The sequence below is a fragment of the Plantibacter elymi (nom. nud.) genome (assembly GCF_900177795.1).
GTDB lineage: Bacteria > Actinomycetota > Actinomycetes > Actinomycetales > Microbacteriaceae > Plantibacter > Plantibacter elymi.
Genome location: NZ_FXWJ01000005.1, coordinates 43,655 through 58,859, shown reverse-complemented (window position 1 = coordinate 58,859; position 15,205 = coordinate 43,655). Strand labels below are relative to the sequence as shown.

At 68.0% G+C, this 15,205-nt stretch carries 11 protein-coding genes and 1 pseudogene; 7 read left to right on the top strand and 5 right to left on the bottom strand.

Translation table 11 applies throughout. The annotated features are described in order from the left end of the window. Nucleotides 1-5 precede the first annotated feature (5 nt). A complete protein-coding gene (locus CCK91_RS15475) occupies nucleotides 6-1,175 on the bottom strand; it encodes a glycine C-acetyltransferase (protein ID WP_086474788.1) in 1,170 nt (389 codons plus the stop codon). Nucleotides 1,176-1,224: 49 nt separating this feature from the next. Beyond that, nucleotides 1,225-2,337 carry an L-threonine 3-dehydrogenase gene (gene tdh / locus CCK91_RS15470; protein WP_086474787.1) on the bottom strand — a complete coding sequence of 371 codons (1,113 nt, stop codon included), beginning with the start codon at nucleotides 2,335-2,337 and terminating at the stop codon, nucleotides 1,225-1,227. Between the two features lie 145 nt (nucleotides 2,338-2,482). On the opposite strand from tdh, the pseudogene CCK91_RS19980 reads away from it, so the two are divergent. Both CCK91_RS19980 and CCK91_RS19975 read left to right on the top strand, forming a co-directional pair. Next, nucleotides 2,483-3,343 (top strand): annotated as a pseudogene (locus CCK91_RS19980) (LysR family transcriptional regulator); the annotation flags it as partial. Nucleotides 3,344-3,388: 45 nt separating this feature from the next. Next, complete coding sequence (locus CCK91_RS19975; protein ID WP_242664599.1) at nucleotides 3,389-3,817, top strand: VOC family protein; 429 nt, start codon at nucleotides 3,389-3,391, stop codon at nucleotides 3,815-3,817. Here CCK91_RS19975 and CCK91_RS15460 read toward each other — a convergent pair. Beyond that, nucleotides 3,789-4,193 (bottom strand): hypothetical protein, encoded by a 405-nt coding sequence (locus tag CCK91_RS15460; RefSeq protein ID WP_165767068.1) that lies wholly within the window; start codon nucleotides 4,191-4,193, stop codon nucleotides 3,789-3,791. The genes CCK91_RS19975 and CCK91_RS15460 overlap by 29 nt on opposite strands. A gap of 125 nt (nucleotides 4,194-4,318) precedes the next feature. On the opposite strand from CCK91_RS15460, the gene CCK91_RS15455 reads away from it, so the two are divergent. Together CCK91_RS15455 and CCK91_RS15450 are read left to right on the top strand one after the other, a co-directional pair. Next, nucleotides 4,319-4,741: a hypothetical protein gene (locus CCK91_RS15455; protein WP_086474784.1), complete on the top strand. Its 423-nt coding sequence runs from the start codon at nucleotides 4,319-4,321 to the stop codon at nucleotides 4,739-4,741. After that, nucleotides 4,738-4,989 carry a hypothetical protein gene (locus CCK91_RS15450; RefSeq protein ID WP_133060016.1) on the top strand — a complete coding sequence of 84 codons (252 nt, stop codon included), beginning with the start codon at nucleotides 4,738-4,740 and terminating at the stop codon, nucleotides 4,987-4,989. The genes CCK91_RS15455 and CCK91_RS15450 overlap by 4 nt, the downstream gene beginning before the upstream one ends. A gap of 167 nt (nucleotides 4,990-5,156) precedes the next feature. Here CCK91_RS15450 and CCK91_RS15445 read toward each other — a convergent pair whose 3' ends face one another. Further along, on the bottom strand, nucleotides 5,157-5,672 hold the full coding sequence (locus tag CCK91_RS15445; RefSeq protein WP_133060015.1) for a hypothetical protein: 516 nt from the start codon (nucleotides 5,670-5,672) through the stop codon (nucleotides 5,157-5,159). A gap of 239 nt (nucleotides 5,673-5,911) precedes the next feature. On the opposite strand from CCK91_RS15445, the gene CCK91_RS15440 reads away from it, so the two are divergent. The 3 genes from CCK91_RS15440 to CCK91_RS15430 all read left to right on the top strand — a co-directional run bounded on the left by CCK91_RS15440 (nucleotide 5,912) and on the right by CCK91_RS15430 (nucleotide 9,012). Further along, nucleotides 5,912-6,709, top strand: a complete 798-nt coding sequence (locus tag CCK91_RS15440; RefSeq protein ID WP_086474781.1) for a DUF2510 domain-containing protein — start codon at nucleotides 5,912-5,914, stop codon at nucleotides 6,707-6,709. 40 nt (nucleotides 6,710-6,749) lie between these two features. Beyond that, nucleotides 6,750-8,006 (top strand): hypothetical protein, encoded by a 1,257-nt coding sequence (locus CCK91_RS15435; RefSeq protein WP_086474780.1) that lies wholly within the window; start codon nucleotides 6,750-6,752, stop codon nucleotides 8,004-8,006. A gap of 70 nt (nucleotides 8,007-8,076) precedes the next feature. Then, on the top strand, nucleotides 8,077-9,012 hold the full coding sequence (locus CCK91_RS15430) for a restriction endonuclease (protein ID WP_086474779.1): 936 nt from the start codon (nucleotides 8,077-8,079) through the stop codon (nucleotides 9,010-9,012). Between the two features lie 74 nt (nucleotides 9,013-9,086). Here the strand turns inward: CCK91_RS15430 and CCK91_RS15425 are convergent, their stop codons facing one another. Continuing rightward, nucleotides 9,087-15,083 carry a DUF4011 domain-containing protein gene (locus CCK91_RS15425; RefSeq protein ID WP_242664572.1) on the bottom strand — a complete coding sequence of 1,999 codons (5,997 nt, stop codon included), beginning with the start codon at nucleotides 15,081-15,083 and terminating at the stop codon, nucleotides 9,087-9,089. Nucleotides 15,084-15,205 lie beyond the last annotated feature (122 nt).

Sequence of the window (15,205 nt, the reverse complement as noted above, 5' to 3'; positions counted from 1 at the left end):
CGCACCTACCCCCGCGCCGCTACAAACGCGGCGACGCAGTCCTCGATGTCCTGCTCGCTGTGGGCGGCACTGATCTGCACGCGGATGCGAGCCTCGCCGCGGGGCACCACCGGGAAGCTGAACGGGATCACGTAGATGCCCTGCTCCAGCATCCGCGCCGCTACCTGCACCGCCTGCTGCTCGTCGTCGAACATCACCGGGATGATCGGGTGCGAGCCTTCCAGCAGACAGAAGCCCTCCTCGGTCATGCGGGCACGGAACAGGTCGGCTTTGCGGAACAGTCCCTCGCGCAGCTCGTCACCCTCCGCCGCGAGCTCCACGGCCCGACGCGCTCCGGCGACCAGCGACGGCGCCAGGCTGTTCGAGAACAGGTACGGCCGGCCCGACTGCCGCAGCACGTCGACGATCTCCTGCTTCGCGCTCACATACCCGCCCGACGCACCACCGAGCGCCTTGCCGAGGGTGCCGGTGAGGATGTCGACGCGGTCCTGCACGCCGAACAACTCCGGCGTTCCGCGACCACCCGGGCCGACGAAGCCGACGGCGTGCGAGTCGTCGACGAGGACGAGCGCGCCGTAGCGGTCGGCGAGGTCGCAGATCTCGTCCAAGGGTGCGTAGAAGCCGTCCATCGAGAACACGCCGTCGGTGACGATGACGGTCCGACGAGCGTCGGCCGCATTCATGAGCTGCTGTTCGAGGTCGGCCATGTTGCGGTTGCGATAGCGCAGGCGTCGGGCCTTGCTCAGACGGATGCCGTCGATGAGCGACGCGTGGTTGAGCGCGTCGGAGATGATCGCGTCGTGCTCGCCGAACAGCGCCCCGAAGACGGCTCCGTTCGCGTCGAAGCAGGAGGAGAACAGGATGGTGTCCTCCGTGCCGAGGAACGCGCTCAGCTCCTGCTCGAGGTCGCGGTGGATCTGCTGCGTGCCGCAGATGAAGCGGACACTCGCGAGCCCGTAGCCCCACTCGTCGAGCGCCAGCTTCGCCGCATCGACGATCGACGGCTCGTTGGCGAGGCCGAGGTAGTTGTTGGCGCAGAAATTCCGCACCTCGCGGCCGTCGATCGTCACGTGGCTGCCCTGGCGGGACGTGATCGCGAACTCGCGCTTCGTGAGGTCGTCGGCCTCGATGCGGTCGAGCTGATCGCGCAGCTGCGTCTTGATGGTGCCGTACATGTCGTCTCCTCGGGGTCGAGTGGGCGGTTGAGCTGAGTGTGGCGGTCGCTCAGGCGGCGGTCGCGGCGTGGGCGGCGACCGGTGCCTGTTCGTCGATGACGCCGGTGATGACGACGTCGCGGGTGTCGGTCCAGTCGATGAGCACCTTGCCCGCCGCTCCCCCGCGTGCGGTGTCGAACGCGTCCTGCCAGGAGGCGAGCGGGAAGCGGGCGGTGACGAGCGATTCGAGGGCGTTGCGGAGCTCGGGGCTGTGGTCGACCATCGCGCTCGCGTGGTGCCAGGTGTCGAACATCTCCCGGCCGTAGATGCCCTTGATGGTGATCATGCGGGTGATGACCTTGGTCCAGTCGATCTCGATGTTGGTCGACGGGAGACCGAGGAGCGCGACCTTGCCACCGGTGTTGAGGTTCTCGATGAGCTCACTGGCCGCGGCAGCCTGTCCCGACATCTCGAGACCGATGTCGAAGCCCTCCAGCATGCCGAGCTCGGCCTGGGCGTCGGCGACCCGCTCCTTCGAGACGTCGACGACGCGGTCCGCGCCGACGGCGAGGGCTTTCTCGAGGCGGTCGGCGACGACGTCGGTCGCGACGATGTTGCGCGCCCCGGCGACCCGGCAGACGGCGATGGCCATGAGCCCGATGGGGCCGCAGCCGGTGATGAGGACGTCTTCGCCGAGGATCGGGAAGCTGAGCGCGGTGTGGACGGCGTTGCCGAGGGGGTCGAAGAGGGCGCCGAGGTCGGGGGTGACCTGGTCGCCGTGGACCCACACGTTGGTGGCCGGCAGGACGACGTACTCGGCGAAGGCGCCGTCGAGGTTGACGCCGAGGCCGCGGGTGTGGCGGCAGAGGTGGCGGCGGCCGGAGCGGCAGTTGCGGCACGTGCCGCAGACGAGGTGGCCCTCACCGGAGACCGCTGCGCCGACAGGGATCCCTTCGACGCGGCTGCCGACCTCGACGACCTCGCCGGAGAACTCGTGGCCGGGGACGAGCGGGGCGTCGACCGCGCCGGCCGCCCACGGGTCCCACGACTCGATGTGGAGGTCGGTGCCGCAGATACCCGTGCGGTGGACGCGGATGAGGACGTCGTCGGAACCCATGGCCGGCATCGCACGCTCGACGAGTTCGAAACCGGCGGTGTCGGGTCGTTTCCAGAGGGCGAGCAACGGCGTTCCTTCCTGCGGGAGCGGCGGCGACCGGTGGTACCGGCTGTCGCGGACGGGCGTCCTTGCGCTGTCCTGGTGACCAACGTAGCCAGATCGATCCGTCATGAATATTGAGGGTTTCCACGTGACCAGTTAGCTTGAGCTGATGAATCTCTCTCAGATGCGGATCATGCGCGAACTGGCCGAGCGCGGAACGATCGCGGCGGTCGCGCGGCACCTGCACGTGACGGCGCCGGCGATCTCGCAGCAGCTGGCCGCCCTGCATCGCGAGCTCGGTGTCGCGCTGACGTATCGGGTGGGGCGCGAGATCCGGCTGACCGAAGCAGGCACGGCGCTCGCCGAGATGGCCGGCACGGTGCACACGCTGATCGACCGTGCGGCCGAGACGGTGCGCGAATACGGCGGCGACACTGGGGCGCGGGTGCGAGTGGCGGCGTTCCAGAGTGCGGGGCAGGCGTTGCTGCCGGGGTTGCTGGAGGACGCTGAGGGTGGACCGTCGCTGGTGTTCGGCGAGCATGATGTCGCGCAGCCCGAGTTCGCCGAGCTCGTCGATCAGTACGACCTCGTCATCGCGCACCGGATGGACCACGACGAGCCCTGGCCGTCGGAACAGTTGTCGGTGACGACGCTGTTGAGCGAGCCGTTCGACGTGGCGATGTCGGTGGATCATCCGCTCGCGGGCCGGTCATCGGTGTCGGCGGCAGAGCTCGCGGACGAGTCGTGGATCGCCGCTCACGCGGGCTTCGCGCCGGATGTCGCGCTCGGGGTGGTCGAGGCGACGGCGGGCGTGCGGTTCCACCGGGCGCATCGGGTGAACGACTACCATCTGGCGGCGTCGCTGATCGTGGGCGGGGAGCTGCTGGCGTTGTTCCCGAGGTACACGGCGCCGCGGGCCGACCCGCGGCTGGTGCTGGTGCCGCTCGAGGACGTGCGGATCGCGCGCAACATCGACGTGCTCGCGCGGCCTCATACACTGGCTCGGGTCGCGGTGGCGGGGACGCTCGAGCGACTGCAGGACGGAGCTGACGCGCTGCAGCGGGAGCGTCCGTCGGTGCCGGCCGGCCCCGGGTTGCATCACGTCGAGGTGTGGCTCGCGGACGTCGAGGCGGAGCGTGCGAGCTGGGCCTGGCTGCTGTCGCGCGTCGGGTTCTCCCAGGAGAGCGAATGGCCGGGCGGCGAGTCTTGGGAGGCCGGCGACACCTACCTCACGCTGACGGCGTCGCCGAACCTCAGCGCCGAGTCGCACGATCGGCGACGGCCGGGCGTGAACCATCTCGCGTTCCGCGGCGGCACGCGGGAGGCTGTCGACGCGATCATGGCGGCGGGCCCCGAGCACGGCTGGCGGCCGCTGTATGCGGATCGCTATCCGCACGCCGGTGGCGAGCAGCACTACGCGGGCTGGCTTGAGAACGAGGCGGGCTTCAAGGTCGAGGTGGTCGCGGATCCTGATCTCAACGGTTCGCGGGCTGACGACGTCTGAGCAGCGCCGCCCGTGTCTCGACGCTGATGATCGCGATGATGACCACGCCGATGCAGCCGAGTCCGGCGATGGTGTTGCCGCTGAGCAGGAAGATTCCGCCGAGCCCGAGGCAGACGACCAGGAGATCGTTGAAGGTGCCAACACGAGACGCGACGTTCCGGTCGCGCACCACACCTCCCGACTTGTCGACGCGATGCCCCGCGAGGAGATGCTCCCGGAGCATCCTTGAACCCAGGCCTGCCGAAATGATGATGGCCACATAGACCGCGCTGATGATGGGCCGCGGGAGCTCCTGCCAGAGAACCGCTTGAACCAACCAAGTGAGCATGATGGCGCACGCCACGGCCACCGTGAAGATGCACCAGGGCTTACTCACCAGACTCCTCCCCTCGCTGCGAGATGCGGTCGTGCGTCCTCAGAAGTGAGGGGTTCCGAGATGGAATTTAACATTCTACATTCTTGCCACGGCCAAATCGGTCGATGAAGTCAAAGGGAGTGAGCATGAACACGATGAAGCGCAGCATGGTCAGTACCTGCACGGGCCTCAGCCTGGCGGCAGCCCTGACCATCACCAGCGCAATGAGCGCGGGAGCGACGCAGCTGACCGACGAGGATCCAGCTCACTCGTCGAGCGCCACGACACAGGTATCGGAAGACGAGGCTCTGGTCGACGTCAGCCCGAGCGACGCCGATACTCAAGCCGTTCCCGTCATCGCGATCATCATCGCCGTGATCGCCATGGGTGGGTCCGCGCATGCGATGGGAACCGAGGCAGCGCGGAAGGCCTACTACGCGGGCCTCCGCAATGCCGAGTACCAATCGATCAAGTGGACGGTGCGTGCAACCGTCGTGACCGCCCTCGGCCCCGCACTCGGTGGCACGTTCATGGTGGGGTTCGAGAACCAGTTCTACGCGATGTCATGAGGATGTCTCCGGAACAGATCAGGCGGATGCTGATCGTCATCTCGATCATCTTCGCGGCCTTCGCCCTGACGACCTCAGTCGGCGAAGACGGCACCCCCGACATCGGCATCGCCATGGCTGGGGCACTGACGCTCCTGGCGATCATCGCTGCGCGATCAGGTCCGCCGACGCGAGAGCGTGATGCCGCGCCGACGGAACAAAACGCCGAACGAGGGGCGAGTTCCGAGGGCGGTGCTCCCACGCGGTGAGACGACTCATCTGAGCGTCACCGACACGTGACAGTGCGGCGAGCGACCGGTCGCTCGCCGCACTGCCGGAACGCTGCAGGGTCAGCTTGCGCGCTAGGCCATCGACGGCCACACGAACCCCGCCGCCGGCGGATCTACTCGAAGTCGATCGCCGGTCGCCCTCCCCCTTACCGCTTGCCGAGATAGATCTCACTGGCACAGAGCGCAGCGACCTCTGGAAAGGTGAGGCCCGATTCGGAGGAAGCGAGCTCTGGCACGCACAACATGACGTCCATCGGCTCGATGGCGAGCTTGTCGGTGGCAGCGAGGACCGAACTCCAAGCTCTGGAAAAGTTGTCGGTCGTCACCGGCGTACCGGTCGCGACCAGCGCCGCGGCAGTCGCCTGCTGCACTCGTTCGGAGGAATACGAGCCGCCAACCACCTCGCGTGCCTGTTCTATGGGATCATCCGCAGTCTGCAGCGGAGGAGCGTCAGCTGGCGGCGACTGCACCGACGACTGGCTGTTTGGTTGCACGACTGCTGGAGGACGCGATCCGCCGACGACAACGCTGACGACGACGATCGCAACGATCGCCGCGATGATCGAGCATGCGATCAGAAACCGTCCCGCCGTCGTCTGCGTGAACTTCATCGGCGCGGGTGCGTCTCCCCCGGAATCCGTTTCGGGTTGCGCTTCGGACATGCGGAGGTCACTCTCCATCGGGTCGAGTCGGAGTGGTCGATGCTGGCCGGCAGATGCCGGGCTCGTCGATCCACCTTCCGCTACCCTCCCACAACTCGGGCGCGTGACCCATTCTGGGACTGATGACCCCCGCCCCTCCCCCGCCAGACTGTGCTTGGCCCGGTTCGCGGGTCCGTCACCTGCCGTCGATGATCCGATGCTGCTGCGGGTCGCGTTGACCCGATGCAAGGACCGTTCCCATGAGCTCGACCACCCCGCCCTCTGTCACGCCCGCCGGCTGGTACCCCGACTACGCGGACCCGACGCAGCAGCGCTACTGGGACGGTGCCGCATGGACCACCCACACCGCGCCCGCCGCGGTCACACCTCCGCAGCAGGCGGCGACCGCTCCGCTCGTCAACCAGCCGCTCCAGCTGCAAAAGTCCGCGCCGCCCGCGTTCACCGCCGCACCGGTTCCGTCGCCGTACGCCGCACAGCCAGGCACCGCGTCCGGCATGAGTGGCAAGGCGAAGGGTTGGATCATCGCTGGCGCTGTCGTCGGTTCGCTCCTGCTTGTCGGTGGTGTCTCGAACGCGATCAACGGTGGACGGACCGAGCCGGTTGCCATCGCACAGACGGCAACCCAGACGCCGACAGCAACGCCGACACCCGTTCCGACAGCGACGGTCGAGCCCATCGCCGAGCCCGCTGCGCCGGCCGTGGTCGATGTCGCCGCCTTCCAAGCGGGCGCGAGCAAGCACACCGCCGACATCGACAAAGACCTCGACGACATGGTCACCACCATGGCCGAGGGCGGCACGTGGCGGTTGATCTCGAACACGGCTGAGATCAGCTTCAACCTCGGTCAGCTGGAATCGCTGGACGTGCCGGCGTCGATCGCCGCCGAGTGGGCACCCGCCCTCGTCGGACTGCAGACCAACCTCGACACGCTGACGACAGCGGTCTCGGGCGGCGACCCAGCCACCATCCAGGGCGCGATGGACGGCGTCCGCGCGTCGGCCGCGGTGCTTCGCGACATCGGTACTCGGGCGGTCTAGGTTGACTGACGAGCCCAACCCACAACCAAAGGATCACCCCATGAGTGACGAGATCGAACTGATCGCAGACGAAGATGGTCTGGCCGTCATCGGCGATCCAGCTGCTGTCGAACGGTTCATCACAGCAGAGGGATTGACGTCAAAGCACCTCGGGCTTGAGCGCCTTCGTCCTGCTATGGGGCATGCCGCGACCGCCGCTCAGGTGGGATCTCACATCGCCGCAGGCTCCGGCCGGTGGGTAAAGCTGACGAAGGAATCCGCGAAGGCTCTGCAGAAGTACCCGCTGATGAAGGGTTCGTCTCCGGGCGTCAGTCGCGCCGTATTGATGGACGGCGGGAAGATCAACGGGATCATCCAGTTCGTGAAGGGTCCGGCAACGCTCGTCGCGAACCCTGCGATCCTGGCTGGCGCGGCAGGCATCATGACGCAGATCGCAATGCAGCAGGCCATGGATGAAATCACTGACTACCTCGCGAAGATCGACGCCAAGGTCGACGATCTCCTCCGCGGTCAGCGAGACTCTGTTCTCGCCGACATGATCGGCGTCGACCTCATGATCGAAGAGGCCATGACGATCCGGGAGCATTCCGGACGGGTGTCTGAGACCGGTTGGTCGAAGATTCAGAACTCTTCCGGCATTGTCGCTCGCACTCAGGCGTATTCACTGCTGCAGCTCGACGCCATTGCGGAGAAGTTGGAGCGGGAAGGGAACGTCGACGACCTCGCCGTCCTGGCAAAGGCCGCCGAGTCATCCGTGGGCGAATGGCTCGCCGTTCTCGCTCGATGCTTCCAGCTGCAGGACGGCATCGCCATCCTCGAACTCGACCGGGTGCTGGATGGTTCACCTGCAGAGCTCGACGCTCACCGGGTGGGGCTGCAGGCCGCACGAAGGAACCGCTTGAACCGCATCGCGAAGACCACCGAAGCCCTCCTCGTTCGAATCAACGCGGCAGCAACGCTGGCGAATGGGAAGGTGTTGTTGAACCCGTTCTCCGCTCGCAAGGTCGTTCATTCGAGCAACCATGCATCGGCTGCCATCGTGGAATTCGAAAGCCGACTGGGTATCGAGAGTGACCATGAGGCACTGCACGTGAAGCGATGGGGCGAGGCGGCTGCCGACGTTCGCGACAGCGCTCTCGAGACCGGCGCAGCCGGTGTCGGCGCAGCGGTCCGCCTCGGGAATGAAGGAGTCGACCGCGCTCGCGTCGCAGCGGGGACGCTGCTGGGCGGCATGTCCGAGCGGATGCTCCGTCGACGAGGCGACGAGAAGAAGCCTGACGACAACTCAAAGCGATGATCGACAGAACGCAGATGATCGAAGGGGATGCCCCCCAGCATCTCAGTGCAGATAGGGCAAGGTGGAGGCCATGACTCTCGACAGTGGCGACGACGCTTCTCTTGTACCAATCTGGCCGGCATTCGTCACTCCGACCCTACGAATTCTCGCCGACGGACAGACTCGCCACCGCAAGGACATCTTCGACGCTGTCGCGGAAGCATCCGGCCTTTCTCCCGAAGCGCGCGCCGAGACGTTGTCGTCCGGTTCATCCCGTGCTGAGCAGCGAATCGGCTGGGCGTTGAGTCACCTCACGAAGGCATCTTGGATCGATCGCCCGATGCGGGGCCACTATGTAATCAATGACGAAGGCCACCGGGCACTCGCTCGCTATCCCGATGGATTGGATTACGCGAGTGCGCGCGAGATATTCGCGCCATTCTGGCCTGCGTCGAAGTCGGGAACAACCAGTCCCGCGACAGATCCCCAGGCCACTGCCGAGATCGCTTCATTGGATCCGATCGAACAGATCGAAACGGGTGTTTCTCGCATCGAGGCGGAAGTCGGACAAGAACTGCTCTCACGACTCCGTGAAAGTCACCCTGATTTCTTCGAACAGGCCGTGGTCGATCTGCTTCTCGCGATGGGGTACGGAGGCGCGGAACAGCGGGGCAAACGCATCGGGGGCTCCGGAGACGGCGGCGTGGATGGCGTCATCAACCAGGATGCTCTAGGGCTTGAGCGGATCTATGTTCAGGCGAAACGTTACAAGGCCGGCAACAACATCAGTCGGGAGACCATCCAGGCCTTCGTTGGAGCGCTCCACGGCTTCGGCGCGAGCAGGGGTGTCTTCCTCACCACATCAGCCTTCACGCCGTCTGCCGCAACGTACGCCGATGCAGTCCCGTCGAGAATTATCTTGATCGACGGCGAACGCCTCGTCGATCTCATGATCAAGTACCGAGTAGGTGTGCAGGTGAAGCACCTCTATCACGCAGTCGAGATCGACGCCGACTTCTTCGAATAGGCCGAGCTGCCGGATGGAATCGAACCGGGATCAACACCCCCATCCGGCGGGCGCAGCGATCCTAAACAGTCGGCTTACTTGGCGACGATAGTGTCCGGGCCGCTGCGCGCCAACCTCCCCGAGGCCAACCCGAACTCCAACGCCTCGTCGAGGCGGGCTCCGATCGCGGTGGTGACGCGCTTGCCGCCGAAGATCGCCAGGGTCTCTCGGCGGAGTTCGTCGGGCGAGAGGCCGGCGGACTCCTCCGCGGCGATCGCCATCGCGTTCGCGATCTCCACCAGGGAGATGTGCTCGATCGCACGCGCCGCTTCCGCCGAGGACTGACGGGCTCCGCGCCAAGTGAGTGGGTCGATCGACGTCGGCCAGGCGAACGGCTCGTCGGAGCGGCCCAACAGTTCGGCCGGGACCTTGTCGAGGATCGACTTCGCCCGCGAACCCGCTACCCGGTCGAGACCGAACGCACCCGCGACCAGCTTCGCCAGACGCGTCACGTGGATCGGCCCCTCAGCCTCGACCGCAGCACGGATCGCGCCCTGCACCGCCACGACCGACTGCCGCCCGGGCAAGCGGTCGAGTACCTCGATCGTGCCCAGCGTGGGAGCGTCCCAGGGCTGGTACTCCGAGAGCTCCGGGTGGCGCGCGGACGTATCCGCTACCGGCGCCGCCTCGACGGGCTGCGCCGCACCGACCTTGCGGTCGCGGAACTCCGACAGGGTCTCCAGCGACGCCAGCCGCTCCGACCACTCGCGCACTCGGGCACTGCGAGCAGGCGCGGGTGCATCCGAATCTTCGGGGGCGGCGTCCGCATCATCGGCAACCGACGTATCAGCCGGATCCGACTCCGCAACACCCGATACCTCCGCCACCGCACTCCCCGCGGCAACCCGCTCGGCCGCAGCCTCCACCGCCGCGACCAACCGGTCCAGCACCTCCACACGGTGGTGCAACCACTCCGGCAACCACACGCGCTCGACGCCCGGCCACCGCATCAGGCCGCTCAGCACCTCGACCGGCAGTCCGTCACGGTCCGCGACCGTCCGACGCTCACGCCACGACGCGCCATCGAGCAGCACCGCCACCAGCGGTCGGTCCGGCTCCGCTTCAGTCGCGATGCTGATGTCGACCCGGAAGTCAGACAACCCCACGTCCGTCCGCACCGCATGCCCGGCGTAGCGCAGCTCGTCGGCGATCTCGTCGCGGTGGCGGTCGATGATCGCCTGACGACGCCCGTCCTCGCCGGCTGCTTCGCTCCCCCGCTGCGCCAGCTCCAGGTACGCCTTCAGGTGTTTGATGCCGATCGACGAGGTCTGCTCCGCCCGCAGCTCCGACGGGTCGAAGCTCGCGAACAGCACCACCTGTCGCCGCGCCCGCGTCACCGCGACGTTCAACCGCCGCTCGCCACCCGCCCGCGTGAGCGGACCGAAGTTCAACGGGATCACGCCCTTCTCGTTCGCACTGAACGCGATCGAGAACAGGATCGTGTCGCGCTCGTCGCCCTGCACGTTCTCCAGGTTCTTGACGAAGAGCCCGTCCTGCTCGTCGAGCGCCAGCGCGATCCGCGGGTCGGCGCTGTCGCGCAGCAGGTCCTCGATCAACGTCCGCTGCTGCGCGTTGAACGTGATGACCCCGAGCGACGGCGTCTCCTCCGGCGATGCTTCGAAGCGGCGCGAGATCTCCTCGACGATCGCCTGAGCCTCCACCGGGTTGGTCCGCAACGACTTGCCGCGGCCACCCCGCTCGAACTGCCCGTCCAGCCGCACGAACGCCAGCCCGTGACCCGCGACCCCACCGTCGCCCGCACCCGCGAACGGCGCCGGGAACGACGACAACTGGCTGTCGTAGTAGTGGTGGTTCGAGAACGCGATGAGCGACTCGTCCTGGCTGCGGTAGTGCCACGACAGCCACTTGCTGGGCACCCGCGCCTGCACGCACTCGGAGAGGATCGACTCCTCGTCCTGCAGCACCTCGCTCGTGTAGTCGGCGTCGTCGTCGATCGTCGCGCCAGCCTCGGCGAAGGTCGTCGGCGGCATCTGCTTGCTGTCGCCCACGACCACGACCGAGCGCGAACGCCCCATCGCGCCGATCGCGTCGGCGACCCGGATCTGCGACGCCTCATCGAACACGACGATGTCGAACAGCTCGGCGGCGGCCGGGAAGAAGCGCGCGACCGACTCCGGGCTCGCGAGCGTGCACGGCATGATCTGGGTGATGAGCTCGCCGAAGTTCTCGAGCAGCGCACGGACGCTCATGCCACCGCGCTGGCGGTCGATCTGTCGACGCAGCCCGCCGACCTGACCGCTCTCCGACTGCGAACTGAACGTCCGCAAGCCGAGCACCGACGCCGGGATCGCCCGCGGCAACTCCTCGCGCACGGCCTTCACGCTCGTGGTGAAGCGGGTGACGCTGCGGTTGTGCGCGGTGGCGTCGAAGGCGTCGAGCGTGGTGGTGCGCTCGCGCTCGTCGATCGACGCCTGTGCGAGGCCCTTCTCGAAGGCGAGCGTCGCGTCCTCGGTCTCGATGCGACCGGCGAGGATCGCAGCGCGGACGTCGTCGAGCCCATGGGTGCGGAGCGGTTCGATGACCCGCACGAGGTCGAGCCACCGTTCGAGGACGACGGGCTCGGCGGCGTCGAGACGGCGGGCGTCGCGCGTCGACCACCAGGCCTGCAGGAAGCCCTCGCCACCCGCCCACGCCGACAGGCGCTCGGTGCTGACCGACGCGATGCGAAGGAAGTCGCTCCAGGTGCTCGCGAGCGTCGTCAGCGCCTGAGCCGCCTGCTGCGACGGCTGGGTCGTGGCGTAGTGGTCGCGGACCGCGGTGATGAACGCGTCGTCGGGCGTGCCAGGCAGGCGGAAGCCCTCCGACAGCCAGCGGTACCAGCCGAGGAGTTCGCGCACGGGCTGGGTCGGCTCGACGAGCGGGTTCCAACGGTCGCCGACGAGCGGCAGGGCGGTCGAGCGGAGCGTGCCGCGCAGCTGGACGAGGCGGTCCTGCGCCGCCTTCGCCTCGGTGAGCTGCGGCACGAGCTGCTTGACCTTGAACGAGGTCGCGTCGACGGCGAGCACGTCGCTCAGCCGGGCGAGCGCGGCCCGGAGCCGCTTCTTGCGACCGAAGAAGCTCGACGCGGCAGCCTGCTCGGCGGCGTGGAGCGGGCCGGCGATGTCGCGGTCGAGGATGGCGGGCATGAAGGCCGAGCGCCACTCGGCCTGGGCGTCGCGGAGCTGTTCGGCGGCCGCGAGGGCGTCGTCGAGCCGGGTGAAGTCCTCGGGCCTGGTTCCAGCCATCAGCGCGCCGATCGGCAGGCGCGGTGCGGCGACCGCGGTCGACCAGAGGCCGAGGAGGTCGGGGCGCGTCGCGAGGCGCAGGGCGTCGATCGGGAGGCCGGCGTCGAGGGTCGCAGCCAGAGCGGCGTCCAGCGCGCGTGCGGCCTGCTGCACGGTCGCGGCGTCGAGCCCGGGAGCCGACGGGCCGTCGAGGAACGCCCACGGGTGGGTCGTGCTCGGGCGTGCGAGGTCGGAGCGCTCGGGGAGGTCGCGGAACACCTGCCGCAGCTGCTCGAAGGCCTCGGACGTTCCGGCGGCGACGAGCTGCTCGGGCATCGCCATCGGGACGAGGTCGTGGTCCATCGCGAGCAGGCGACTCCGCGCGGAGTAGAGCGAGAAGCCGGCGGCGTTGACCTCGTGGAGGCGGTCGGCGTAGCGGGTGAGGGTGCGGAGGCCGGACTCGGACAGCTCGCGGTTGGTGCTCAGCGCGTCGATGTCGGCCTTCGTGCGGAGGTCGAGGCCGGTCTTGATTTGCGCGCGGACGACGTTGGGCCGCGCGCCCTTGTCGTGGAGGTCGAGCGAGAACGCACCGAGTCCGACGTCTTCGAGTCGCTGCTTGACGACGTTGAGCGCCGCACGCTTCTCGGCGACGAAGAGGACCTTCTTGCCCTCGGCGAGCGAGCGGGCGAGGAGGTTGGTGATGGTCTGCGACTTGCCGGTGCCCGGAGGGCCTTCGAGCACGAAGGTGCGGCCGGCGACCGCTTCGGCGACGGCGTCGAGCTGGGAGGAGTCGGCGGCGACCGGGCAGTCGAGGCCGAGGCGGTCGAGGTCGGTGTCGGTCTGCGCGGGCGTGGGGTCGGCGTAGGCCTCGAGCGGCGAGTTGATGAGGTGGTCGACGAGGCTGTTGGAGGCGAGGGTCTCCCAGTTCTCGTCGAGGTCCTTCCACAGCCGGTACTTCGCGAACTGGAGGATCGACAGCGACGCCGTCTCCTCCACGCGGAACGGCAGGCCGGCGTCGAGGATCGCCTGACGCACGGCGGTGAACGCGGCCGGGAGGTCGATGCCGGAGCCGTCCTCGACGGGGTTCGCGAGTCCGGGGATCTCCAGACCGAAGCTCAGCCGCAGCTTCTCGAGCAGGCAGTAGTTGGGCGTGGAGGAGCCCGACTCGTCGAGGGTGAGGCGGTAGGAGGAGCCACGGCTCGTGGTCGTGAGCGTGACCGGCACGAGCACGAGGGGTGAGCGGAGGTCGCGGTCGCCGAAGCGCCAGCTCAGCATGCCGAACGCGAGGTAGAGGTTGTTGGCGCCGGTCTCCTCGACGATCGTCTTGGCCTTGTAGGCGAGGGCGCGGAGCTTCGTCGGGTAGGCGGCCTCGGTGACGTCGATGAAGGCGCTCTTCTTGTCCTCGAGGAAGGTGATGCGGTCGCTTTCGTCGAGGTCGCGGCCGAAGCGGATGCCGCGCTGCTGGTCGATCGTGGCGACGCTGTCGGAGGCGACCAGGGTGAGGGGGGTGCCGTGATTGATGCTGTCCTCGAGGCGGCCGAGCGCCGGACCGGGGACGGCGAGCTCGAAGCCGGATCGGTCGGTGTAGTTGATGAGCTTGTTGCGGAGGCTGAGGTCGAGGAGGGCGTTCTTCCAGGTGGAGACGCGCTTCGGGACGTCGGGGCCGTGGCCGGCGGCGGTCGACTCGGCGGTGGCAGGGGCGTCCTGCGTGAGGGCGCGGGCTTCGGGTGCCTGGTAGAGGGTGACGACGGGTTCGCCCTCGGCGTTGATGCGGCGGCTGGGCAGCGGGTAGATCTTGCGGAGGCGAGCCTGGACCACGTCGGTGACGCCGATGAAGTCGTCGAGTGAGCCGGCGAGGTGGTCGGTGTGGGGCCGGCGGGAGGCGTCGGCGAAGGTGGCGGAGGTGCCGGTGAGCATGGTGGTCTCGACGACGCCGATGCGGCCGAGTTCGAGGGAGTTGACGGCTTCGGAGACGTCGGTGCTGGCGACGACGTCGAGGGTGGTCTGGACGCGCCAGTAGCCGAGGAAGATGTGGTCCTTGAGCAGCCAGAGCAGGGGGTGGATGCCGATGGCTTCGAGGACGGACGCGAGCAGGATGGTGGTGTCGAGGCAGGTGCCGAGGTGGCTGGTGAGGACTTCCTCGGGGGTGCGGACCTTCTGGCCGCTCTGGCCCCAGCTGGCGGGTGGTTCGGCGTAGCGGATGTCGCGGGCGCGGGCGGCGTCCCAGACGGCGGCGACGATGGCGTCGATGCGGGCGGGGTCGTCGAGTTGGTAGGTGGCGAGGGAGCTGTTGCCGGTCTGCTGGTCGAGGAGGTCGGAGACCTCGAGCATGAGCTCGCTGACGACGAGAGCGTTGGGTTGCACGTGGGCGGCGAGGAGTTCGAGGCCGAGCTGCATGGGTGCGGCGATCCACTGGTTGGACGCGAGCACGGTGACGGGGCTCTCGACGGTGCCGAGCTGGGTGCCTGCGGCGTCGCGCACGGTGACGCGGATGACGCCGGGGCGCTGTTCGTCGACGAGGAGCATGCGGCGTGGGTCGAGGAGGACCTCGGGGCTGCGCAGGAGGGTGGTGCGGTCTTCGCCGAGGTCGGCGAGGAGCACCTTGGTGTCGGCGAGGGCACCGTCGGCGGTGACGACGTCGATCTCGACGGACGCCGCCCGGCGTTCCCCACCGTGGTTCTCGAGGACGATCTCGTCGATCACCGCGATGCTGCAGTGCGCCATCGCGTAGCTGAGCGTCGGCGTCGCGCTGACGCGGATGGAGACGGATGCGGGGCCTGCAGCGGATGCGGTGCCTTCGGCAGACAAGGAGCCGGCGGCGCCGTCAACCGAAATGGAGCCTGCGGCGCTCTGCCCATCTTCCGCTTCGCGACCGTCGGCCAACCCTGTCGACGCAACCGCTCCGGTCCCTGAGCCTGTCGAAGGGCCCA